We start from the raw sequence: 22,893 nt of genomic DNA, 5'->3' as shown, positions 1-22,893 counted from the left end.
GGCCCGTCAGGGGCTCCGCGGGGTCAGGCCCGTCGCCAGAGGATCGTCCGGTCAGGGCGACGTCTCGTCAGTGGCTCGTCGGCAGCGTGCCGTTGACGAGTGCGTCCACCACGTGGCGCCGCTGGAGCTTGCCGCTCGGGGTCTTCGGCAGCGTGCCCCGCGGCACGACCTCCACCCGGTCGGGGCGCAGCCCCGTCTCGGCGGAGACCGCCTGGATGACGCCCTCGCGGATCTGGGCGACGGCCTCGGCGTCCGCGTGGCTCTTCGACTCCACCACCAGCACCAGCGCCTCCGTGCTGCGCTCCTCGTCGGGGCAGCCCACGGCGGCGATGGAGTTCGCCCGCAGCCCCTCCACCGCGGCGGCGGCCGACTCGAAGGCGTACGGGTGGTAGTTGGACCCGGCGATGATGACGACGTCCTTGATGCGGCCGGTGACGTAGGTCTGCCCGGCGTCGGTGAAGCCCTGGTCGCCGGTGTTCAGCCAGCCGTCGTCGCCCAGGACCTTCGCGGTCTCCTCGGGCTGGCGGTAGTAGCCGGACATCATCGAGGCGGTACGGAGCAGGATGGTGCCCTGCTTGCGGTCCGGCAGGTCGGCGCCCGCGTCGTCCACGACCCGCAGCTCCATGCCCGTCAGCGGGGTGCCGGAGGAGACCAGCTCCTGCGCGTCGGCGGCGCCCGGCTCGGCCTCCACGACCTCGCCGTCCGCGGCCAGCCGGTCCCGGCTGACGGTGAGCGTGGTCAGCGGCTCGCCCGGCACGCACATGGTCGCGGCGAGGGTGATCTCCGCCATGCCGTAGCAGGGCATCATCGAACGCTCGCCGTAGCCGTACGGGGCCATGCGCTCGGCGAAGAGCCGCAGGGTGTTCGCCTGGACGACCTCCGCGCCGTTGCCCGCGACCCGCCAGGCGCTCAGGTCGAGGCCCGCCAGCTTGGCGTCGGGGATGTTCGAGGCGCACATGCGGTACGCGAAGTTGGGCGCCGAGGTGAACGTGCCCCGGTAGCGGTGCATCGCCCACAGCCACCGCTCGGGCCGGACCGCGAACGACAGCGGCGGCATGCTCGCCACCGGGAGCCCGTGCAGCAGCGGCGCGAGGTTCAGCCCGATGAGGCCCATGTCGTGGTGCATGGGCAGCCAGCTCACGATCAGGTCGCCGGCGCGGTAGGCGTGCTCGCCGATGGCCGCGGCGTTGGCGAAGATCGACTCGTGGGTCAGGGTCACGCCCCGGCTGTCGCCCGTCGTGCCGGAGGTGAACTGCAGCAGCGCGATGTCGTCGGGCTTGGCCTGCGCGGCGGCCAGGTCGAGACCGCCTTCGAAGGGCGGCTCGACGATCGCGACGCCGGCCTCCTTGCACGGCTCCGTCACCGCGTCCAGGAACTCCGGCGCGACGACCACGGCGCGCGGCTCGGCGCGGCTGATCAGCAGCCGCAGCCGGTCGGCCCAGCGCTGCCGGCGCATCGTCGCCAGCGGCGGCTCGCTGACGAACGGGATGGCGCCGAGCAGGAAGCAGCCGTGCAGCGTGGCGTACGCGTCGGCGCTGGTGTCCATGCAGACGCCGACGCGGTCACCGCGCCGTACGCCGTGCTCCGCGAGGGTGGTCGCGGCGGCGCCCGCGCGCTCGGCCAGCTCCGCCGCGGTCAGCCGTACGGGGTCGCCCGAGCCCTCGACGTACGCCAGCGGACGGTCGGGGTCGCTGTCCGCGAGATCGAGCAGCGCCGCGCCTATCGTGGCGGCCGGCGTCATCGCGACCGGGGCCGGATCCGGCTCCGGCTGAAATCCCGCGCGATCCCCGTGGATTTCCTCGGTCGAAGCGGCAATTGTCATTCCATACCCCCGAATTGACTGCCGCGGTCGCGGCATGAAAATGGGTTGGCTGAGGTAAGGTCATGATGGGCGGCGGGCAACGGCGGCGTCAAGTCGGGTAATTCCAGGTCGCGGCTTTAGCGGGCCGCTAGACGGTCCTTAGTCGGCGGGGCCACGATGGACCCGCCAGAATAGTGCTGCGCGGTCAGGGTGCGTAGCCGTAAAGTCCCCGCGGTCCCGTACCGGGATTTCACAGACGCATACTGAAGGAACGACTCGACATGTTTGCGCTTGCATTCCCAGGTCAGGGTTCGCAGCACAAAGGGATGGGTGCGCAGCTCTTCGGCAGGTTCCCGGAGGAAGTCGCCCGCGCGGACGAGATACTCGGCTATTCCATCGAGGAGCTGTGCCGTGACGACGTCGAAGGACGGCTGCAGAACACGGAGTACACGCAGCCCGCGCTCTTCGTCGTCAACGCGCTGAGCCACCTGGCCCACCGCGCCGACGGCGGCGCCGAGCCCGACTATCTCGCCGGGCACAGCCTCGGCGAGTACAACGCCCTGCACGCCGCCGGCGCGTTCGACTTCGCCACCGGACTGCGGCTGGTCGCCAAGCGCGGCGAGCTGATGTCGCGGGTGGCGGACGGCGGTATGGCCGCCGTCGTCGGACTGACCGCGGAACAGGTCGCGGAACTCCTGGCGCGGCCGGGCCTGGAGAACCTGTCGATCGCCAACTACAACAACCCGACGCAGATCGTCGTCGCGGGACCGCGCGATGACGTGGCGGGCGCTCGCGCCGTCTTCGAGGAGGCGGGCGCCGGCCTGTTCACCGTGCTGCGGGTCAGCGGCGCGTTCCATTCCCCGTACATGTCGGCGATCCAGGGCGAGTTCGCCGAGTTCCTGAGCGGATTCACGCTCGCGCCGCCCGCCGTGCCCGTCATCTCGAACGTGACCGCCCTGCCGTACGAGGACGACGTCGCCGCCGCGCTGGTGCGGCAGCTCGACCACCCGGTGCGCTGGACCGACACCGTCCGCTACCTCATCGCGCAGGGGGTCGCGGACATCAAGCCCATCGGCCCCGGCCGGGCCATGCGCGGGCTGATCAAGGCCACCCGGCGCGACGAGGAGCGCCGCGCAGAGGAAGCGCGGGAGGAGGCGGCCGCGGCGGAGGAAGCCGCGCGGACCGCGGCGGCGCCCGCCTCCGGCGGCGAACTGCGCCTGCGCCGCCCCGAGCGCGACCGCGCCCGCCCCGAGGGCACCCCCGCCGTCCAACTGCACCAGGCACTCCTGAAGGACCTGCGCACCACGGTCGCGCAGGTGCTGAAGGTCGAACCCGCCGTCGTACGCAGCGAGACGGAGCTGAGCGAGCTGGGCTTCGACTCGATCCGGCTGATCGAGTTCGCCGACCTGCTCCGCCGTGACCTCGGCGTCGACCTCACCCCTTCGGTGTTCTTCGAGCACTTCACCCTGGAGGCGTTCGCGCGCCACCTCCTCACCGAGCACCACGACCTCGTCTCCGCCCGCTACCCCGACGCGGGCGACGACGCCCCCCGCACCGGCCCCCGCGGCGCGGGACGGGCCCAGGACGACGCCCCGCTGCCGGACCCGTACCCCGTCGCCGTCGTCGGCCTCAGCGCCGTCCTGCCCGGCTCGGCGGACCTGGAGGGCTTCTGGCAGCGGCTGCTGGCGGGCGACGAACTCGTCACCGAGGTCCCCGAGGACCGCTGGCGCGACTGGGCGGGCGCGGAGCGCGCGGCCCGCGCGCACGGCGCGTTCCTCGACGAAGTCGACTCCTTCGACTGCTCGTTCTTCGGCATCTCGCCGCACGAGGCCGAGCTGATGGACCCGCACCAGCGGCTCTTCCTGCAGACCGTGTGGAAGGCCGTCGAGGACTCCGGCCGCCGCCCCGACACCCTCGCCGGCAGCCGCACCGGCCTGTTCGTCGGGCTCAGCTCCATGGACTACGCCGAGGTGCTGGGCCACAGCGCCGCCGGGCCGCAGGCGCACACCGCCACCGGGCTCTCCCACGCCGTGCTCCCCAACCGGGTCTCGTACCAGCTCGACCTGCGCGGTCCCAGCGAGGCCATCGACACTGCGTGCTCGTCGTCGCTCGTCGCGGTCCACCGCGCCGTCCGCAGCCTGCGCACGGGCGAGTGCGGGCTGGCCATCGCCGGCGGCGTGAACCTCATGCTCAGCCCCACCCCCTTCGAGTGCTTCGAACTGGCGGGGATGCTCGCCCCCGACGGCCGCTGCAAGACCTTCGACCAGTCCGCGGACGGGTACGTACGCGGCGAGGGCGTCGTCGCCGTCGTGCTCAAGCCGCTGGCCGCCGCCGAGGCCGACGGGGACCACATCCACGCCGTGATCCGCGGCAGCGCCGTCGGCCACTCCGGCCGCGCCGCGTCGCTCACCGCGCCCAGCCCCGAGGCGCAGGCCGACGTCATCGTCGACGCCTGGCGCGCGGCGGGGCTCGACCCGGCCACCGCCACCCACGTGGAGACCCACGGCACCGGCACCAGCCTCGGCGACCCCATCGAGATCGAGGGCCTGAAGCAGGCGTTCGCCCGCCTCTACGCCGCCTGGGGCCACGACGCCCCCGCCGAGCCGCACATCACCCTCGGCTCGGTGAAGACCGCCATCGGCCACCTGGAGGCGGCCGCCGGTCTTGCCGGCCTGGTCACGATGGTGCAGGCGCTGCGGTACGGGAAGCTGCCCGCCCTGCGCCACTTCGAGAAGCTGAACCCCTACATCCGCCTGGACGGCAGCCCCTTCCGCATCGGCGATCGCGCCGGCGACTGGCCGCGCCGCACCGCCCCCGAAGGACCCGTCCCACGCCGCTGCGGCGTCAGCTCCTTCGGCTTCGGCGGCAGCAACGCGCACGTCGTGCTGGAGGAGTACGAGCGCGAGCCCGCCGGCGGCGAGGCGCCGAGCGCCCCGCTGCTGATCCCGCTCTCGGCCCGTACGCCCGACGCGCTGCGCGACTACGCCCGCGAACTGGTCCGCCACCTCGACCTGCACGCGCCCGCCGGGGGCACGGCCGACTTCGCGCTCACCGCGCTCGCCGACACCCTGCAGCTCGGCCGCGAGCCCATGGCGGCCCGGCTCGCGGTCGTCGCGGAGGACGCCGACGAACTGTACGACGCGCTGGTGCACTTCCTGCGCGGCGAGGACCAGGGCGACACCTGGTGGAGCGGGCAGGCCACCGGCGCCGCGGACCTCTCGCGCGCGCTGCTCGCCGGGCCCGAGGGCAACACGTACCTCGACGCGCTCGCCGCCGCGGGCAAGACCGCGGCCCTCGCCCGGCTCTGGGCGGCCGGGGCGGACTTCGACTGGGCGCTGCTGCGCGGCGGCAGGCCCGTACGCCGCACCCCCTTGCCGACGTACCCCTTCGAGCGCCGCCCGATCCGCCCGCAGGATCTCGTGCCGCACGTCCTGCTCACCCCGGGCCAGGCGCAGCCCGCCCTCGCCGCGGCCCCCGCACCCGCGGCCCTGGCCGCCGCCCCTGCCCCCGCCGCGCTGCCGAGCGGCGCGGGCGCCGCGCAGGAGGCCGTGCTGGGGCATCTCGTGGGGCTCTTCGCCGAGGAGCTGAAGTGGCGTCCCGAGGAGATCGACCCGCGGGCCGGCTTCGACGACCTGGGCCTCAGCTCCCTGCTGGTGGAGAAGCTGCGCCGGCGGCTGGAGGAGCACTACGGGCCGGTCGACAGCGCCACGCTCTTCACGTACAAGAACCTGGACGCGCTCGCTCGCCACATGGCGGGACGGGTACGCACCCCGCCCGCCGCGACGCCCGCACCCGCGGACGTCCAGTCCGCGGCCGTTCGACCCGCCGCCGTGCAGCCGGGAGCCCTCCGGCCCGCTCCCGTGCCGCCCGCCGCCGCGGGCGCCGGCACCGCGGACATCGCCATCGTCGGCATCAGCGGCCGCTACCCCAAGGCCCCCACCGTGGCCGACTTCTGGGACCGGCTGCTCGCCGGCGACGACTGCGTGGACGAGATCCCCCTCGACCGCCCCGGCTACCGCCGCTACGCGGAGCTGGCGCGCGAGAAGTTCGGCGACCAGTGGCCGCGCTGGGGCGGCTTCCTCGACGACGTCGACGCCTTCGACCCGCAGTTCTTCCACATCTCGCCGCGCGACGCCCGGCTGCTCGACCCGCAGGAGCGGCTCTTCCTCACCACCGCGTGGGAGACCCTGGAGGACGCCGGCTACACCCCCGCCTCGCTCGCCGACCCCGAACTCGGGGACGAGCGCGGCTCGGTGGGGGTCTTCGCCGGGGTGACGTACAACAACTACCAGATGTTCGCGGGCGGCGACCTGGACGAGGGCGTCTGGCGCATCGTCGGCTCGCAGACCTTCTCCGTCGCCAACCGCATCTCCCACCTGCTCAACCTCGGCGGCCCCAGCCTGACCCTGGACACCGCCTGCTCCTCCTCCCTCTACGCCCTCCACCTGGCGGTCGCCGCGATCCGCCGCGGCGAGTGCGCCATGGCGCTGGCCGGCGGCGTGAACCTGTCCCTGCACCCGAGCAAGTACGTGATGCTCGCCGAGGCCGGGTTCCTCGCCGAGGACGGCCGGTGCCGCGCCTTCGCCGAGGGCGGCACCGGCTACGTGCCGGCCGAGGCGGTCGGCGCGGTGCTCCTCAAGCCGCTCGACCGGGCGCTGGCCGACGGCGACCGGATCCACGCCGTCATCAAGGGCTCGGCGGTCAACAGCGACGGCCGCACGTACGGTTACGGTGTCCCCAACCCCGTCGCGCAGGCCGAGCTGGTCCGCGCCGCGCTCGCCGACGCCGGGGTCGACGCCGGCTCCATCGGCTACGTCGAGGCGCACGGCACCGGCACCAGCCTCGGCGACCCCATCGAGGTCCGCGGCCTCACCGAGGCGTACGCGGACGCCGCCGTCCCGCACCGCCGTGACGGCCGCCCGGCCTGCGCCATCGGCTCGGTGAAGGCCACCATGGGCCACGCCGAGGCGGCGGCCGGCATCGCCCAGGTCACCAAGGTGGTGCTGCAGTTGCGGCACGGCACGCTCGTGCCCTCCCTGCTGCACACCCCCGATCTCAACCCGAACCTCGACCTCGACAGCACACCGTTCGCCGTGCAGCGCGAGACCGCCCCCTGGGAGCCGCCGGTGCTGTCGGGGCCCGGCGGGCCCGTGACCGGGCCGCGTCGCGCGGGCGTCAGCTCCTTCGGCGCGGGCGGCGTCAACGTCCACCTGATCCTGGAGGAGGCCCCGGCCCGCCCCGCCCCGGCCGCCGCGGGCGCCGGCCGGCCGCTGGTGTTCCCGCTGTCGGCCCGTACGCCGGAGAACCTGCGCGCGTACGCGGCCCGCATGGCGGCGTTCCTCCGCGCGCTGCCCGCGGAGCCCGGCGCCGGGGACCCGGAGGTGCCGCGGGCCGCCGACGTCGCGTACACGCTCCAGCACGGCAGGGAGCCGATGGAGTACCGCGCCGCGTTCGCGGCCCGTACGCTCGCCGAGGCCGCCGAGCGCTTCGCGCGCGTCGCCGCCGGCGACGACGGCGACGAGCGCATCAGCACCGGCCGCCGCCCCGGCCGGTCGGGCGCCGCGCCCGCGGTGCCCGCCGACGCCGCGCCGGAGCAGGCCGCCGCCCTGTGGGCGGCGGGCGGCGACGCGGACTGGGCCGCCCGGCCCACCGGCGGGCGCCGGGTGTCGCTGCCGACGTACCCCTTCTCGCAGGAGCGCTACTGGCTGGAGCCGAGCGCCACGAACCCGGCACGGCCGACCGCACCGGCCGTGCCGATCCCCGTCCCCGCGCCGCGGACCGCCCCGGAGGCGGAGGACTCCGCGGCGGCTCCCGCGGCGCGGGAGGCGGCCGCCGCGGCGGACCTGCTCGCGTCGCTGGCCGCCGCGCCCGCCAGCGAGCGCCACACCGCGCTGGCCACGCGGATGCAGCAGACGCTCGGCGAGCTGCTGGAGTTCCCGCCCGGCAGCCCGCCGGACCGGCAGCGCGGCTTCTTCGAGCTGGGCATGGACTCGGTGATGGCCGTCCGCCTCGGCAATCTGCTCGAAGAGGCGCTGGGCCTGGTCCTGTACGCCGGGGTGGTCTTCGACTACCCGTCCATCGACGAGCTCGCCGCCTACCTGCTGGACGAGCTGAGCCTCGACGACGCCCCCGCCCCGGCGGCACCGGAACCCGCCGCGGAGGCACCGGAGTCCGCGCCCGACGGCGCCCTCCAGGTCGTGCACTACACCGCGGGATGGGAGCCGGCCGCCGCCCCCGAGGGCCCCGCTTCCTGGCTCACCGGACCCGTGCTCGTCTTCGACGACGACGGCGCCCTCACCGAGCGGGTACGCGACCGCCACTCCGGCGCCGCGCCCGTCGTCGGCGTCCGGCCCGGCGAGGCGTACGAGGTGGCCGGCGACGGCCGTACCGTCCGCGCCGGGTCCGCCCAGGACCACGCCGCGCTGCTCGCCGGACTCGACGCCCCGCCGGTCACCGTGCTGCACGCATGGAGCGACCCGCGCACCGCGCTCACCTCGGTCTTCCACCTCAGCCAGGCGCTCCTGCGGCAGGGCCTGCGCGCCCCCGTGCGGCTGCTGCGCGTCACCGCCCACACCGACGGCGCGCCCGACCCGCTGGCCGAGGCGTTCGGCGGCTTCGCCCGCAGCGTCGACCACGAGAACCCGCGGCTTGTCCAGCAGGCCGTCGCCGTACGCGCCGACGCGGGCGAGGAGACCGCCGCCGCCCTGCTGCGCGCCTGCGAGGCCGAACTCGCCGCGGACGCCCGCGCCGACGCCGAGGTACGCCACGACGCGGACGGCCGCCGGGTGCGCAGGCTCCGCGAGCTGCCCGCGGTGGCCCCCGACGCGCCGGGCGGCGTCGCGGTCCGGCCGGGCGGCACGTACGTCATCACCGGCGGCGGAGGCGGCCTCGGGCTGCTCTTCGCCGAACACCTCGCCCGCCAGGCCCGGGTGAACCTGCTGCTCGTCGGCCGCTCCCCGCTCACCGGAGAGCGGCAGGAAGCGCTGGAGCGCATCCGCGCCCTGGGCGCCGACGTCCGCTACGAGCGCGCCGACGTCTCCGACCGCGGCGACGTCGAGTGGATCCTGGCCGCCGCCCGCAACCGCTGGGGCAGCGTGCACGGCGTCATCCACTCCGCGGGCGTGCTGCGCGACGGGCTGCTGCCCAACAAGACCGCCGACGAGATCGACCTGGTCCTCGCCGGCAAGGTCGACGGCGCCGTCCACTTCGACGCCGAGACCGCCGCGGACGACCTCGACTTCTTCATGGTCTTCTCGTCGCTCGCCGCGCTCGCGGGCAACCCCGGCCAGGTCGACTACGCCTTCGCCAGCCGCTTCCTGAACGCCTTCAGCCGCCGCCGCGAGGAACTGCGCGCCGCGGGCGAGCGGTCCGGCGCGAGCATCGCGCTCGTCTGGCCGTTCTGGCGCGAGGGCGGCATGCGCGTCGACGAGTCGACGGAGGGCTTCGTACGCCGCCGTCTGGGCCTGACGCCGCTGGAGAACGCGGTCGGGGTGGAGGCGTTCGACGCGGCGCTGCGGCACGCCGCGCCGGAGTTCGGCGTCGTGCACGCCGAACGGGACAAGCTGCAGCGGGTGCTGCGGATCGAGCCGCCGGCCGCCGAGTCCGCGGCGCGGCGGCCCGCGGCGGCCGCCAAGGCCGGCGGCGGCAAGCCGGCCGCCGCGAAGGGCGATTCGACGGTGGAGATAGAGCTGAAGGGCGTCCTGGCCGAGCTGGGGCTCTAGCCCACGGCCCGCGGGAGAGGAAACGGCGATGACGGACAAGGCACTGCTGAGGCGTTCCCTGGAGGCCGTGCGCACCCTGCGCGAGCAGGTCGACGAGCTGCGCGCGCGGGCCGCGGAGCCCATCGCCGTCGTCGGCCTCGGCTGCCGCTTCCCCGGCGGCGCGGACGGCCCCGAGCGGTTCTGGGAGCTGCTGCGCGAGGGCCGCGACGGGGTCGTGGACGTGCCCGGGGACCGGTGGCCCGTCGAGGGCTGGTACTCCTCCGACCGGAGCGAGCCCGGGACCTCGTACACCCGCCGCGGTGGGTTCCTCGCCGAGGGCGCCCACGCGTTCGACGCCGGGTTCTTCGGCATCACCGACGCCGAGGCCCGCGACATGGACCCGCAGCACCGGCTGCTGCTGGAGACGAGCTGGCAGGCGCTGGAGAGCGCGGGGCTGCTGTCGGGGACGACCGCCGAGCGGCGCGTCGGCGTCTTCGTCGGCGTCTCGGGATCGGAGAACACCCTGCTGCCCCGCTCGCCGCGCGCGGCGGGTCCGTACACCGCGACCGGCTCCGCGATCAGCGTCGCCGCGGGCCGCATCGCGCACACCTTCGGGCTGCGGGGCCCGGCCCTGGCCGTGGACACGGCGTGCTCGTCGTCGCTGCTCGCGGTGCACCTCGCGGTCGAGAGCCTGCGCCGCGGCGAGTGCACCGCCGCCCTGGCCGGCGGGGTGAGCGCCATGATGTCGCCCGCCGTGATGGTCGCGCTCTGCCGGATGGAGGCGCTGGCCGAGGACGGCAAGTGCAAGGTCTTCGACGCCGCCGCCGACGGCTACGTACGCTCCGAGGGCAGCGGCATGGTCGCCCTCATGCGCGCCTCGGACGCCGCGGCCGTACGCGCCCCGGTCCTCGCCCTCATCCGCGGCTCCGCCGTCAACCACGACGGCCGCACCAGCGGCCTGACCGTCCCCAACGGCCGCGCGCAGCGCGAGCTGATCGCCGACGCCGTGGCCGCCGCCGGGGTCGAGCCGCGGGCCGTGGACTACCTGGAGGCGCACGGCACCGGCACCGCGCTGGGCGACCCCATCGAGGTGCGCGCCGCCGCCGACGTGCTCTGCGCCGACCGCGACCCCGCGGCACCGCTGCGCATCGGCGCGGTCAAGTCCAACATCGGGCACCTGGAGGCCGCCGCCGGGGTGGCCGGCCTGATCAAGACCGTGCTCGCGCTCCGCCACGGCGAACTCCCCGGCGGCCTCCACCTGAACAAGCCCAACCCCCGCCTCGGCGTCGAGCGGCTGCCGGTGGCGCTGTGCGACCGGACGGCGACGTGGCCGCGCCACGGCGACGGCCGGCCCCGTACCGCGGGCGTCAGCTCCTTCGGCTTCTCCGGCACCAACGTGCACGTCGTGCTCACGGAACCGGACGCCCAACCGGCGCGCACCGCGGGCCCCGAGCGCCCCGCGCACGTCTTCGCGCTCTCCGCGCGCGATCCCGAGGGCCTGCGGGAGGCCGCCGCCCGGCACGGCCAGTGGCTCGCGACGCACCCGGACGCGACGCTCGCCGACTTCTGCCACACCGCCACCGCGCGCCGCGCGCACTTCGCCCACCGCACCGCGTTCGTCACCGCCTCACGCGACGACCTCGCGCGCAGGCTCGCCGCGCTCGCCGCGGGCGAAGGACCCGAACCGGCCGCGGTACCCCAGCAGACCGCGGCGGCCGAGGCGGTCGGCGCCCGCGACCGGGCCCCCGCGCCGCCCGTCGCCTTCCTCCTCGACGCCTCCGTGTCCGCCGCGGAGCGCATCACCGAGACGCTGTACGCCACCCATCCGGGCTTCCGCGCGCACGTCGACCGGTGCACCGCGGAACTGCGCGCTTCGGCCGGGGAGCCGGACGGCGCGCCCGCCGCGCTCGCCGCCGACGTACGGACCGTGGCCTGCCAGATCGCGCTGGTCCGCACGCTCGCCGACTGGGGCGTCGCCGCCGGCGCCGTCGCCGGCGGAGCCGCGCCCGGAGACCTCGCCGCGGCCGTCCTCAGCGGCGCCCTCGACGCCCCGGCCGCCGGCGCCCTGCTCGCCGCCCGGCACGGCGCCGCCGCCCCGCCGGCCGCGCTTCCGCAACGCCCGCGCACGCTGCGGCTGCTGCACGGGCCGGACGCCGCCGAGGCGGGCGCGGACCAGGCCGCCGACCCCGGGTTCTGGCTGCGCACGGGGCCCGGCGTCCGCCCGGAGGCCGCCGCCGCGGCGCTCGCCGCGCACGGCTACGACACCCTCGTCCACGTCGGCGGCCCCGCGGCACGGCCCGCCGGCGAGGTCCGGGGGCTGCCCGGTGACGACATCTGGCGCGAACTCCTCGGCTGGCTGGCGGACCGGCACGTCGCCGGCCTGGACGTCGACTGGTCGGCCTGCGACGACGGCTACGAGCGGGCCCGGCTGGATCTGCCGGGGCAGACGTTCCGACGCCGTACGCACCGCCCGGACGCCGCGGCAATCGATGCCGCTCCCGCGGCGTCCGGGGCCGGTGCGCCCATGGGGGCGCTCGGGCTGCGGCAGGTCGCCTCGCCGCTCGCGCAGCGCCAGTACACGACCGCCGTCAGCCGTGCGGCGCTGCCCGAAGTCGCCGACACCGCCGGGGTCCTGCACGTCGGCTACTACCAGGAACTGCTGGCCGCCGCGGCCCGCACGGGCCCCGGGCTACGGCTGGACGACGTGCGGTTCGAGCGGGCCCTGACGCTCGCGCGCGGCCAGGAGCGCACCGTGCACCTGGCGGTCGGCCCGGCGGACGGCGACGGCTGGGCGGAGTTCTCCGTCCACAGCCGGGAGGCCGGCGGCACCTCACCCGAGTCCTCCGGTGACGAGGGATGGCACCGGCACGCCGCCGGCCGGCTGCGCCCCGACGGCGGGGGAGCGGAGGCGCGCACGCTGCCCGAGGTGGCGCGGGCGGAGATCCGCGAGCGCTGCCCCGTACGGTTCGAAGGCGCCGAGTTCTACCGGCAGATGGCCGAACGCGGCGTCCCCCTGGGCCCGTCCGTCGAATGGGTCGACGAAGCGTGGCTCGGCGAGGGCGAGGTGCTGGCCCGCTTCCGCCTGCCGACGCCCGCCGAGACCGCGGCAGCCGAGGGCCGCCCGGAGCGCGCGCTCCCCGTGCCCGCCGGAATGCTGGACGCCTGTGTGCAGCTCTACGCGCTCGCCGCCGGTCCCCGACTGGCCGAGCGGGACCTGTTCATGACCGCCCGCCTCGGCGAGGTCGGCTTCGGCGCGCCCGCCGAGGGCGTCCTGTGGTGCCACGTCCGGCTGACCGCGCCGGTCGGTGAGCTGCTGGTCGGCGAACACCTGCTGTGCGCGGAGGACGGCGCGGCGGTCGGCTGGGGCCGCGGCACCGAGATCAGCGTCATCAGCCCGAGCACCGGGGCGTACGAGACGCCCGCCGACGACGTACGCGACGACGCGGCCCGGCAGCGCTTCCACGGCCCGGACGGTGCCGCGGCGCTGCGGGACCTGCTCACCGGCATGGTCGCGGAACTGCTGCAACTGCCGCCCGCCGAGGTCCCGGGCAGCCGGCCGCTCGCCGAGACGGGCCTGGATTCCCTCGCCGCGCTGGAGCTGCGCCAGCGGGTACGCGCGGAGACCGGCGCCGACCTCCCGGTCGACCTGCTCATCGCGGGCCCTTCGCTGGACGAGGTGGTGGAGCGGCTCTGCGGGTCCGTCGCGGGCGACGAGCCGGCCGCCCCCCGCCCGTACGACGTGGACGGCAGGCTCTGGCTGCCCGTCACGCCGCGGGACGACGCCGGCGTGCGGCTCTTCTGCCTCCCGTACGGCGGCCGCGGCGCGTCCCTCTACCGGGACTGGCCGGGCGCCGCGGACGCCGGTGTCGAGGTGGTGCCCGTGCAGTTGCCCGGCCGGGAGGAGCGCGCCGACGAGCGCTGCCTCGTCGACGCGGACGAGGCCGTCGACGCCGTCGCGCAGGCGCTCAAGCCGCATCTGGACCGGCCGTTCGCCTTCTACGGGCACAGCATGGGCGCCCTCCTCGCGTACCGCCTGGCCCACCGGCTGGGCGCGGAGTACGGGGAACTGCTGCGGCACCTCTTCGTCGGCGCGTTCAGCGCCCCGACCGGCGGCGAGAACCCGCTCGGCGCCCGGCTGCGGGCGGTGACCCAGCGGCTCGGCTACGAGCAGATGCCGGAGCACGAGGAGCTGGCGCGGGTGCGGCGGGCGCAGCCGCGGCTCTACGACACGGCGCTGCGCGCGGAGCTGGGCGAGCACCTGGCGGGCAAGGCGGACGTGGCCATGGACGGCGCGGGCTACTCGGACCTGCGGGTGGTGCAGAGCTACCGGCACGACCCGGCGGAGGCGCCGCTGCGGGTGCCGGTGACGGCGTTCCACGGTGCCGGCGACCCGGTGGTCGCGGAGCAGGACGCGGACGGGTGGCGGCCGTTGACGGACGCCGGGTTCGAGCTGCTGGTCGTACCGGGCGACCACTTCTTCGTCCACGGCGACCAGAGCGGCGCGCGGGTCCTGGCGGAGATGGCCGCGCGGCTGCGGCAGCCGGTACGGGCCTGACCGCGGAAGCCGCCGCCGCGGGCCCGGCCGGCGGCGGCGGGGCGGACAAGCCGAAGGGGCGTGCGAAGCCGGTTGGCTTCGCCCGCCCCTCGCCGTAGCAGGACCGGGCGGTCCGTCAGACCGCGGCCGGCAGCTCCAGCCGCTCGTCCGCGACGAGGATGGCCTGCTGCAGGTTGCGCAGCGCCCGGCAGGGCTCCAGGCCGAGTTCCTCGTTGAGGCGGGTCCTGGCCTGCTGGTACGTACGCAGCGCGTCCGCCTGCCGCTCCGAGCGGCACAGCGCGAGCATCAACTGCCGGTAGAACGTCTCCCGCAGCGGGTACTCCGCGGTCAGCGCGGACAGCCGGCCGATCAGTTCGCGATGGAGCCCGAGGCTCAACTGCGCCTCGATCAGCCACTCCAGGTACTCCAGGCGGGTCTCCTCGAGCCAGGTGGCGAAGCCCGCGATGATCGGGCCGTCGCACAGGTCCCCGAGGACCGGACCGCGCCACAGGGAGAGCCCGTCCTCGAAGGCGGTGACGGCCTGCTCGGGACGGCCCTCCTTCAGGTGCAGGCGCCCCCGGTGCAGCAGCTCCTGGAAGCGGTCCACGTCGAACTCGTCGTCCTCCAGATGCAGCAGGTAGCCGGGCGGGCGGGTGAGGATCGGGTTGTTCCGGCTGCCTGGCTCGCCGAGGAACTTGCGGAGTTGCGAGATGTAGACGTGGATGCCCGCGGTCGCGCGGCGCGGCGGGTTCTGCCCCCAGATCTCGGCTATGGCCTCGTCGATCGAGACCACCTGCCGGGCGCGGATCAGTAACAGGACGAGGAGCACCTGCATCTTCTTGGCGCTCACGAATCTGCTGCCGCGACTGTCCACCACCCGGACGGGTCCGAGTATTTCGTACTGCACTTTTCAACCCCCGATGAATTTCTCTGGGCCGAAGTGCCCAGTTTTCATGGCACTGTTGTTCAATTCTCTCGCCGCTACAGGCAGGGGAGCTTGTGTGTGACGCGGCGATGCTGTACAGGTCTTTGCAGGCTATGGAGGGGGTAGGGGGTGCCGAAACCCCTACCCACCCCTAAGTCCCCCCTACGTGTTGTCAGGGGTATTGCGCAGGGCGTGCAGCGCCGTGTGTAACGCATTCACGCCCCCCAGCCAATGCGTCGTGATCATCCGCCGTTCTCGCAAATGCCCGGTATTCACCGCAGCGTATCCGCTGCCCGATATCCGCGGGCGCGGGCCACGGGAATGCACCCGCCCGTACGGCAACGGCCGCAAGGCCCCCTGTGCGCACAGGGGGCCTTGCGGCCGTTGCGGGACTCCGGCGGACCGGCCGGAGGCCGGGAGGGGCGGGCTGAGCGGCCTCAGCGCGGGGCGTGGCCCTGGCGCATCGCCAGCAGCGAGCCGAACGTCCAGTCCACGGTCTGCTGCACGTGCGCCGGCGCACCGTGCACGTCGTCGAACTCGTTCATGCTGACCTGCTTCACGTGCTGCCGCACGAACGCCGGGTCCCCGGCCGGGATGATCTCGTCGCGCAGGCTGGCGGAGTAGCAGACGGGGATCTCCAGCGCGGCCAGCTCCTCGGGCGTCAGCGCCCAGTCGGCGAGCGTCTTGTGCAGCGCGTCGTCGTCGCCCCCGGCGGTGCGGGTGAGCCGGGCCAGCGTGTGCCGGGTGATGCCGGGCACGCCACGCAGCCAGTCGGCGTCGACGAAGAACTCGCTCACCGGCGCCCCCGACGTCACGATGCCGCGCACCCGGGCGTCGTGCCCGGCCCAGCGCAGCGCGAGGTGCCCGCCGAAGCTGTTGGCGAGGGCGTACGTGTCGGCGACGTCGGCCCGGTCCGCGATCGCGTCGAGGACGGCGGGCAGCATCCGCCAGCTCTCCCGGTCGTACGGGAGGGTGTTCTCGCCCACGCCCGGCAGCTCGGTGACGACGATGGCCATGCCCAGCGCCGCCGCCTGGAGCGTCACCGGCGCCCACTGCTCCTTGAGGCTGACGATCCCGCCCGTCACCAGCAGCACCGGCTTCGGCTCCGCCGCCGAGAGCCCGCCGGCCCACGCCACCACCTCGCCGTCGGCCAGCGGCGCGGTGATCCGCTCGATGCCCTGCTGGCCGGCGCGCCAGCGGTCGAACACCGACCGGCACTTCTCGTACGCCTCCTGCCGCGCCGGGCCGTCGACGACCGGGAAGCGCGCCATGGTGTAGCAGAGGAACGCGGGCAGCAACTGCCCGGCGCCGTCGAGTTCCGCGGCGGCCGCCGACCACTGCGCCGTCCACGAGCCGGGGGCGCCGTCCTCGTCGCTGGTGATGCGGTCGAGCACCTTCTCGTACTGCCCGGGGGGCAGTTGGAGCGCCTTGGCGTGGACGAGCGCGAACTCCTTGAGCTCCGTGACGTCGTTCATCGTGTTCCCTCCCGCGCCCAGCGCACGGTCAGGGCGAGGTGGGCCGGCACCGTGTCGATCTGCCGCAGCTCGTGACGGAAGTCGGCGGTCCCGTCCTCGGCGTGCCCGTGGGCGTCGAAGCCGTTCCGTGAATAGAAGTCCCTGACCTTGCCGTTCTTCGGCGACGGCACGTACCGTGCCGCGACTGCCTCGGCCCCCTCGGCCCTGGCGTGTTCCAGCAGCGCGCTGAGGCAGCCCTGCTCGATGCCGCGCGCGAAGACCCGGCAGCTCAGCAGGAAGTTGTCGACGTGCCACACGGGCCCGTCGGTCCGTACGAACACCGCACCGACGAGGCCGTTGTCGCCGAAGCGGTCGCCGGAGCGGATGGCCAGGACCAGGTTCCCCGGCGAGCCGGCCAGGGAGGCGACCTCGTCCTGCTGGAGCCGCCGGGTGGTCAGGTTGAACTGGTTGGTGCGCTGCGTGAGCTGGGCGACACGCGGCACGTCGGCCTCGGCGGCGGCGGTCAGCTCCACCCGTACGTCCAGCTCGCGCAGGTAGTCGTCGAGCGAGGAGAAGGAGTCGAGGAAGTCCTTGCGGACCAGCTCCTCGCGGTAGCGCTCGGGGCGGCGGACGTCGTCGTCGGTGAGGTCCCGCACGTCGAACCAGCCGTCGGCGAGCAGCCGCCCGGCGTGCAGCGCCGGGTCGCCGTCGAGGTGGAGCACGGTGACCTCGGGCAGCTCGCGGGCCACCAGGCCGCACTCGTAGGGGCTGTCGTCGGCGAAGACGAACGAGTCGAGGCCGAGGTTGAGGTCCTCGGCCAGCGCCCGCAGGTTGTCGTGTTTGGGAGACCAGTTGGCGACCACCCGGACGAAGTCGTCTTCGCGCAGGGTCATCTCGGGGTGGTCGCGCAGCACCTCGCGTACCGGCTCCACGTCGTTCTTGCTGACGGCGGCCACCAGCACCCCGCGCGAGGCGAGCTGCTTGACCACCCGCTGCATGCGCTGGAAGGCGCGCCCCGAGCGGCCGTCGGCGACCTCGATGCCCTCCCGGCCGTCGTCGCCGAGCACGCCGCCCCACAGCGTGTTGTCCAGGTCGACCGCGAGCACCTTCTTCGCCCGCCCTGACCGGCCGCGGGCGAGGTGCGCGACCTCCCGCGCGACGGCGGCGGTCAGCTCGGCCGCGAACGGCGTGCCGGCGTAGGTCGCCAGCCGGTCCTCGGCGAGGGCGGCGGGGCCGGTGAGGAGCGGGTCGAGGTCGAGGACGACGAGGCCCGGGTGCTCGTCCATGAGCCCGAGCAGCCGGGCGTTGCCCTCGCGCCAGACGGCGCCGAGGCGGGCGCGGGAGCGGTGGTCCACGAGCTGGGCGGTGAACTCCCGGGGCAGCGGCATCGTGGTGTAGACGAGGGTGCCGGAGCCGGAGGTGCCGTGGGTGGCGGCGAGCTTGCCGAGGAGGTGCACCTTCTCGGTCAGCACCCGCTCGACGTCCTCGGGCCGCCAGGGGCGCGGTACCTCGTCGAAGACGATCCCGGCGGCCAGCAGGCAGACCACGAGGTCGGTGCCGGCGGCGTAGACCTCCCCGGCGGGGTCGGCGAGGTCGAAGAGCCAGCTGTCGTAGTCCGCGACGTGGGAGCGGAGCAGCATGCCGTGCCTGGCCAGCTCCATGGTGAGCGGCGGCACGAGGCCGGCGACCGTGCCGTGCCCGGTGACCGCGACGGACACGGTCGGGATGCCGGGGTGGACGGCGAGCACCTCGTCGGGGGAGAGGCGGGACAGCAGCCGCCCGGCGCGCTGCCGTTCGTCCTCACCGAGGCCGTGCAGGAGCGCGGGGAGTCTCGGGTACTCCGCGACCAGGCTTCCGGACCGGTGCAGCTCCGCGACGGGATCCGGAGCGGATGGCGGGGGAGCGGGGGCAGCGGACACGGATCTCACACCTCCTGGTGGACCAGCGCAGCGGGCCGCCGGGCGGGCGCTACGGGAGAGGCGCGGGCGGACCGCCCCCAGGCTCGCGAGCGGGGCTTGACGGGGCCTTGGAGGGGTCTAAAGCGGTCGTACGCAGGGGTGGCGGCCCCGCGCGCCGGGCCGCCACCGCTGGGGTCTCGGGGCTCCACGGCGATGCATGCCCGCGGGCCAGAGGACCCGGGGCCGGTACGGCGCGGGCGCCGCGCTCCGCTGCGTGAACACAGCGGCGCACGGCGCCCGTTGAGTGACCTCTGCGATCCGGTCAGCCGGTCGTCTCCAGCGCGAAGCCCGACTTGATCCACTTGCTCGACTCGATGGCGACGCCGAGGGCCCGGTCGCCCGCGGCGAGCTTCGGCAGCAGCCGCTCCAACTGGAAGAACACCAGCGCGTTACCGTTGTTGCCGGTCTCGTCGACGCAGGAGACCTCCTGCGCCTCCGGCGCGCCCATCCGCTCCCGGATCTTCGCCGTCATCCGCCCGGAGAGCTGCGGCGGCAGCACGTACGCCAGCTCGTCCGGCTTCCAGTCCAGCCCGTTCAGCAGCTCCTCGGCCGACTCGGCGGCCATCTCCGGCACCGCCGCCTCGATCGCCTTGTAGTCCTCGCTGACCGGTGGGCCGTCGAACCGGCGGCTCGCGCCGTACCAGTCGAGCGTCTGCCCCGGCTGCTTGCCGAGCCCCACCAGCTTGGTGAACACCGCCCGCAGCGCGGGCCCCGGCGACGGCTCCGCGGTGAGCACCAGCGCGCCGGCACCGTCCCCGAACAGCATGAGGTTCACCAACTGCGCGGGCGGCAGCGCCGCGGCGTCCATGTCCGGATCGACGAGCTTCGCCGAGACGTCGCCGCCGAGCACCAGCGCCGTGCGGTGGCTTCCCGACAGCAGCAGCCCCGCCGCCACCGACAGTGCCTGCACCGCGCCCGAGCACCCGGACTGCAACTGGTACGTCGGCACCTGGTCGATGCCCAGCCGGTCCGCGACGACGTTCACCGTCGTCGGCATCAGCATGTCCGGCATGGCCGTGCCCATCACGACCACGTCGACGTCCGACGGCTCCAGGCCGGCCGCGGCCAGGGCCCGCCGGCCCGCCGTCTCGCCGAGGTCGGCGAGCGAGAACCGCGGCTCGCCGGTCTCCAGGTCGACCGCGAGATGGCGGTACTTCGTGCCGACGAACGCCTCCGCCCACTGCTCCCACATCGGGCCCAGGCCCATGCGGCGGCCCAGGGTCGCGTTGTCGATGGGCGGGCCCGGCGACGCCGTGCCGAGGCCGGCGACCCGCAGGCCGCTCTCCCGGTTCAGAACGAGCACGTGATCACCAGGCCACCGGGAGCGAACTCGCGGCGTACATCGTCGCCTCCGCGCGCAGCGGCACCTCTTCCGGCTCCACCGCAAGCCGCAGGTCGGGGAAGCGGCGGAAGAGCGCCGAGTACGCGATCCGCATCTCCACCCGGGCCAGTTGCTGGCCCAGGCACTGGTGGATGCCGTAGCTGAACGCCATGTGCCCGGAGGTGGAGCGGCTCACGTCGAAGCTGTCCGCGTCCTCGAACCGCCCCGGGTCGCGGTTGGCCGCCGACAGGGAGACGGTGACCCCGTCGCCCGCCTTGATCAGCTTGCCCTCCAGCTCGACGTCCTCCAGCGCGGTGCGCGGCACGCCGAACTGGGCGATCGTCAGGTACCGCATCAGCTCCTCGACGGCGTTGCCGAAGAGCTTCGGGTCCTCGCGGAGCCGCTTGACCTCGCCGGGGTGGCGCAGCAGCGCGTACGTGCCGAGCGACAGCATGCTGGCGGTCGTCTCGTGCCCCGCCATCAGCAGCAGCATCCCGATGCCGGTCAGCTCCGCGTCGTTCAGCTCACCGGTCGCGATCAACCCGCTCAGCAGGTCGTCCTCGGGCTCCTTGTGCTTGAGCTGCACCAGCTCGTGGATGAGCCCGTAGATCGCGGCGAAGGCCGCCGCGACCTCCTCGCCGGAGGAGCCGATGCGCATCACGGTCGTCGAGTGGTCCTGGAAACGCTTGCGCTCGCCGTACGGCACGCCCAGCAGCTCGCAGATCGCCAGCGAGGGAATCGGCAGCGCGAACGACGGCACCAGGTCCGTGGGCGGCCCCTGCCGCTCCATCTCGTCCAGGTGCTCCTCGGTGATCTGCTCGATGCGAGGCTCCAGCGCCTTCATCCGCCGCACCGTGAACTGGCCGGTGAGCAGCCGCCGGTAGCGGGTGTGGTCCGGCGGGTCCATGTGCATGAAGAAGCCGGGCGGCACCTTCTCCCAGGGCCGGCCGCCGGAGGGCAGCTCGAAGGGCACCTTCTTGATGTCGCCCCGGGCGCTGAACCGCTGGTCGCTGAGGACCTTCCGGGCCGCGGCGTGACTCGTCACCAGCCAGCCCACGTGCCCGTCCGGGTACAGCAGCGGGCTCACCGGCTCCTCGGCACGCAGCCGGCCCAGCTCTTCCGGCGGGTCCAGCGGGCGCGGCCGCTCGGTCGGCAACCGCCGGGGCGGCGTGGACAGCGTGTCCGACATGACGCGTTTCCTTCCTCCGCATGCGAAGCCGCGGGGCCGGCACCGCCGGTCCACGCCTTTCCCGCCCAGCCTCGGGTTATGGCCTTAAGGCGGACTTGGGCGTGCTTAAGGCGCGTCGGCCCGCTCGGCGGGCTCGGCCGCCTCCTCGAACCGGATGACCTGTGCCGGGCAGGAGCGCACGGCTTCGTCCACCGCCTCCCACTGCTCCTCGGCGGGGCGCTCTGCCAGCACCACGACCTGACCTGTCGCCTCATCCTGGTCGAAGACCCGCGGGGCCAGGAGCGTGCACATGCCAGACGCGACGCACCGCTCGATCTCGGTCTCGACCTGCATGGAGGAATCCCGCATGAGAGCATCCTTCCGGAAACTCGGATCCGTTGAACCGGCCCGTAGCGTAAGGCCATTCACCTCCGCCTTCGTAGCCGGAAAAGGCTTTAGAAACCGGCAAGTCACCCCCAAGCCGCGACCCGCATGGTGAACCGGGCGGCATACGGCAACCGCCCGGCACCGGACCATGCGGAAAGGGCGGAACAGCAAATGGCGGAAGCAACCCGGGGCCCGAACACCCGAGTTCACGGAGTCGTACTCGGGGGCGGCCTCGCCGGCGTGCTGGCCGCACGGGCACTGCGGGACCACGTCGACCACGTCACCGTGGTCGAACGCGACACGTACCCGGAGGAGCCCGAGCCCCGCAAGGGCGTCCCGCAGGGCCGGCACGCGCACATCCTCTGGTCCGGCGGCGCGGAGGCCATCGAGGCGCTGCTCCCCGGCACCCTGGACCGGCTGCGCGCCGCCGGCGCCCACCGCATCGGCGTCAAGGAGGACATGGTCCTCTACAGCGCCTACGGCTGGCAGCACCGCTTCCCCGGCTCCCACTACGCGCTCACCTGCAGCCGCCCCCTCCTCGACCAGACGGTCCGCGAGGCCGCCCTGGACCACCCGGACACCGAGGTGCTGACGAGGACGGAGGCGCACGGGCTGCTCGGCGACCGCACGTGCGTCACCGGCGTCCGCGTACGCACCCCGGACGGCGGCACGCGCGAACTGCCCGCCGACATCGTCGTCGACGCCACCGGCCGCGGCTCCCGGCTGCGGCACTGGCTCACCGACCTCGGCCTGCCGCCCGCCGCCGAGGAGAGCGTCGACACCGGACTCACCTACGCCACCCGCGTCTTCCGTGCCCCCGCCGGCGCCCCCGCGGACTTCCCCGTCGTCAGCGTCTACGCCGACCACCGCACGGGCCGGCCGGGCCGCAACGGCCTGCTCCTGCCCATCGAGGACGGCCGCTGGATCATCACCCTCTCCGGCACCCGCGGCGGCGAACCGACCTCCGACGACGCGCGCTTCGCCGAGTTCGCCCGCAGCCTGCGCGACCCGGTCGTCGCAGACCTGATCGAGGCCGCGGAGCCGCTGACGCCGGTCCGTACGACCCGCAGCACCCTCAACCGCCGCATGCACCTCGACCGCCTCGCCGACCGCCCCGAAGGGCTCGTCGCGCTCGGGGACTGCGTGGTGTCCCTCAACCCCATCCACGGCCACGGCATGAGCGTCGCCGCCCAGTCCGCCCGGGCGCTGGAGACCTCCCTGAGCCGCGCCGGCGGGCTGAAGCCCGGCCTGGCCCGTACGGCGCAGCAGGCCATCGCCGCCGCCGCCGACGCGCCGTGGCTGCTCTCCGCCTCGCAGGACCTGTGCTACCCCGACAACAAGGCCACGGTCAGCGACCCCCGCCTGACCACCCAGGCCGCGCAGCGGCAGGGGTTCGCCGACCTGGTCACCAGTGCGTCCCTGGTCAACGAGCGCGTCTGCGACGCCCTCACGGCCGTCACCACGCTCACCGCACCGCTGGGCAGCCTGGAGACGCCCGAGTTCCTGGCGTCGATGCGGCAGCAGGGCCGGCCGCCGCTGACGGCGGCGCCGCTGAAGGACGCGGAGGCGGCGGTGCTGCGGACGGCGAAGTAGCCGGAACCCGCGGCGAGAACGGCCCCGGAGAACTGCAAGGCAAAAGGCAATA

Annotated in this window: 10 protein-coding genes; 3 read left to right on the top strand and 7 right to left on the bottom strand. The window is 74.6% G+C overall.

The window, feature by feature from the left end:
- Positions 1-67: 67 nt before the first annotated feature.
- Complete coding sequence (locus tag DMB38_RS00640; protein ID WP_047014301.1) at positions 68-1,741, bottom strand: fatty acyl-AMP ligase; 1,674 nt, start codon at positions 1,739-1,741, stop codon at positions 68-70.
- Between the two features lie 341 nt (positions 1,742-2,082).
- On the opposite strand from DMB38_RS00640, the gene DMB38_RS00635 reads away from it, so the two are divergent.
- Both DMB38_RS00635 and DMB38_RS00630 read left to right on the top strand, forming a co-directional pair.
- Entirely contained in the window at positions 2,083-9,522 is a 7,440-nt protein-coding gene (locus DMB38_RS00635; protein ID WP_125933472.1) for a type I polyketide synthase, read from the top strand.
- A 28-nt stretch (positions 9,523-9,550) separates the two neighbouring features.
- Entirely contained in the window at positions 9,551-14,056 is a 4,506-nt protein-coding gene (locus DMB38_RS00630) for a beta-ketoacyl synthase N-terminal-like domain-containing protein (RefSeq protein ID WP_125933471.1), read from the top strand.
- Between the two features lie 115 nt (positions 14,057-14,171).
- Here DMB38_RS00630 and DMB38_RS00625 read toward each other — a convergent pair whose 3' ends face one another.
- From DMB38_RS00625 to DMB38_RS00600, 6 genes are all read right to left on the bottom strand, one after another.
- Positions 14,172-14,942: an AfsR/SARP family transcriptional regulator gene (locus DMB38_RS00625; protein WP_101426009.1), complete on the bottom strand. Its 771-nt coding sequence runs from the start codon at positions 14,940-14,942 to the stop codon at positions 14,172-14,174.
- A 455-nt stretch (positions 14,943-15,397) separates the two neighbouring features.
- On the bottom strand, positions 15,398-16,435 hold the full coding sequence (locus DMB38_RS00620) for an alpha/beta fold hydrolase (RefSeq protein WP_125933470.1): 1,038 nt from the start codon (positions 16,433-16,435) through the stop codon (positions 15,398-15,400).
- A complete protein-coding gene (locus tag DMB38_RS00615; RefSeq protein WP_125933469.1) occupies positions 16,432-18,333 on the bottom strand; it encodes an HAD-IIIC family phosphatase in 1,902 nt (633 codons plus the stop codon). Before DMB38_RS00615 ends, DMB38_RS00620 begins: the two co-directional genes overlap by 4 nt.
- 301 nt (positions 18,334-18,634) lie before the next feature.
- Positions 18,635-19,675 (bottom strand): 3-oxoacyl-ACP synthase III family protein, encoded by a 1,041-nt coding sequence (locus DMB38_RS00610; protein WP_125933468.1) that lies wholly within the window; start codon positions 19,673-19,675, stop codon positions 18,635-18,637.
- A gap of 4 nt (positions 19,676-19,679) precedes the next feature.
- The gene (locus DMB38_RS00605; RefSeq protein ID WP_125933467.1) at positions 19,680-20,882 is read right to left on the bottom strand and encodes a cytochrome P450; all 1,203 of its coding nucleotides are present in this window, start codon (positions 20,880-20,882) and stop codon (positions 19,680-19,682) included.
- Positions 20,883-20,987: 105 nt separating this feature from the next.
- Positions 20,988-21,230 (bottom strand): ferredoxin, encoded by a 243-nt coding sequence (locus tag DMB38_RS00600; protein WP_125933466.1) that lies wholly within the window; start codon positions 21,228-21,230, stop codon positions 20,988-20,990.
- A gap of 189 nt (positions 21,231-21,419) precedes the next feature.
- On the opposite strand from DMB38_RS00600, the gene DMB38_RS00595 reads away from it, so the two are divergent.
- Positions 21,420-22,841 (top strand): FAD-dependent monooxygenase, encoded by a 1,422-nt coding sequence (locus tag DMB38_RS00595; protein ID WP_125933465.1) that lies wholly within the window; start codon positions 21,420-21,422, stop codon positions 22,839-22,841.
- Positions 22,842-22,893: the final 52 nt, after the last annotated feature.

This window comes from Streptomyces sp. WAC 06738 (assembly GCF_003945505.1).
GTDB lineage: Bacteria > Actinomycetota > Actinomycetes > Streptomycetales > Streptomycetaceae > Streptomyces.
Note: the sequence above shows the minus strand (reverse complement) of the source record. Positions and strands in the feature narration are given on the sequence as shown.

Coding starts and splice junctions, on each gene's coding strand:
- DMB38_RS00640 (WP_047014301.1), bottom strand. CDS start 1,741: ATGACGCCGGCCGCCACGATAGGCGCGGCGCTGCTCGATCTCGCGGAC.
- DMB38_RS00635 (WP_125933472.1), top strand. CDS start 2,083: ATGTTTGCGCTTGCATTCCCAGGTCAGGGTTCGCAGCACAAAGGGATG.
- DMB38_RS00630 (WP_125933471.1), top strand. CDS start 9,551: ATGACGGACAAGGCACTGCTGAGGCGTTCCCTGGAGGCCGTGCGCACC.
- DMB38_RS00620 (WP_125933470.1), bottom strand. CDS start 16,435: ATGAACGACGTCACGGAGCTCAAGGAGTTCGCGCTCGTCCACGCCAAG.
- DMB38_RS00605 (WP_125933467.1), bottom strand. CDS start 20,882: ATGTCGGACACGCTGTCCACGCCGCCCCGGCGGTTGCCGACCGAGCGG.
- DMB38_RS00600 (WP_125933466.1), bottom strand. CDS start 21,230: ATGCGGGATTCCTCCATGCAGGTCGAGACCGAGATCGAGCGGTGCGTC.
- DMB38_RS00595 (WP_125933465.1), top strand. CDS start 21,420: ATGGCGGAAGCAACCCGGGGCCCGAACACCCGAGTTCACGGAGTCGTA.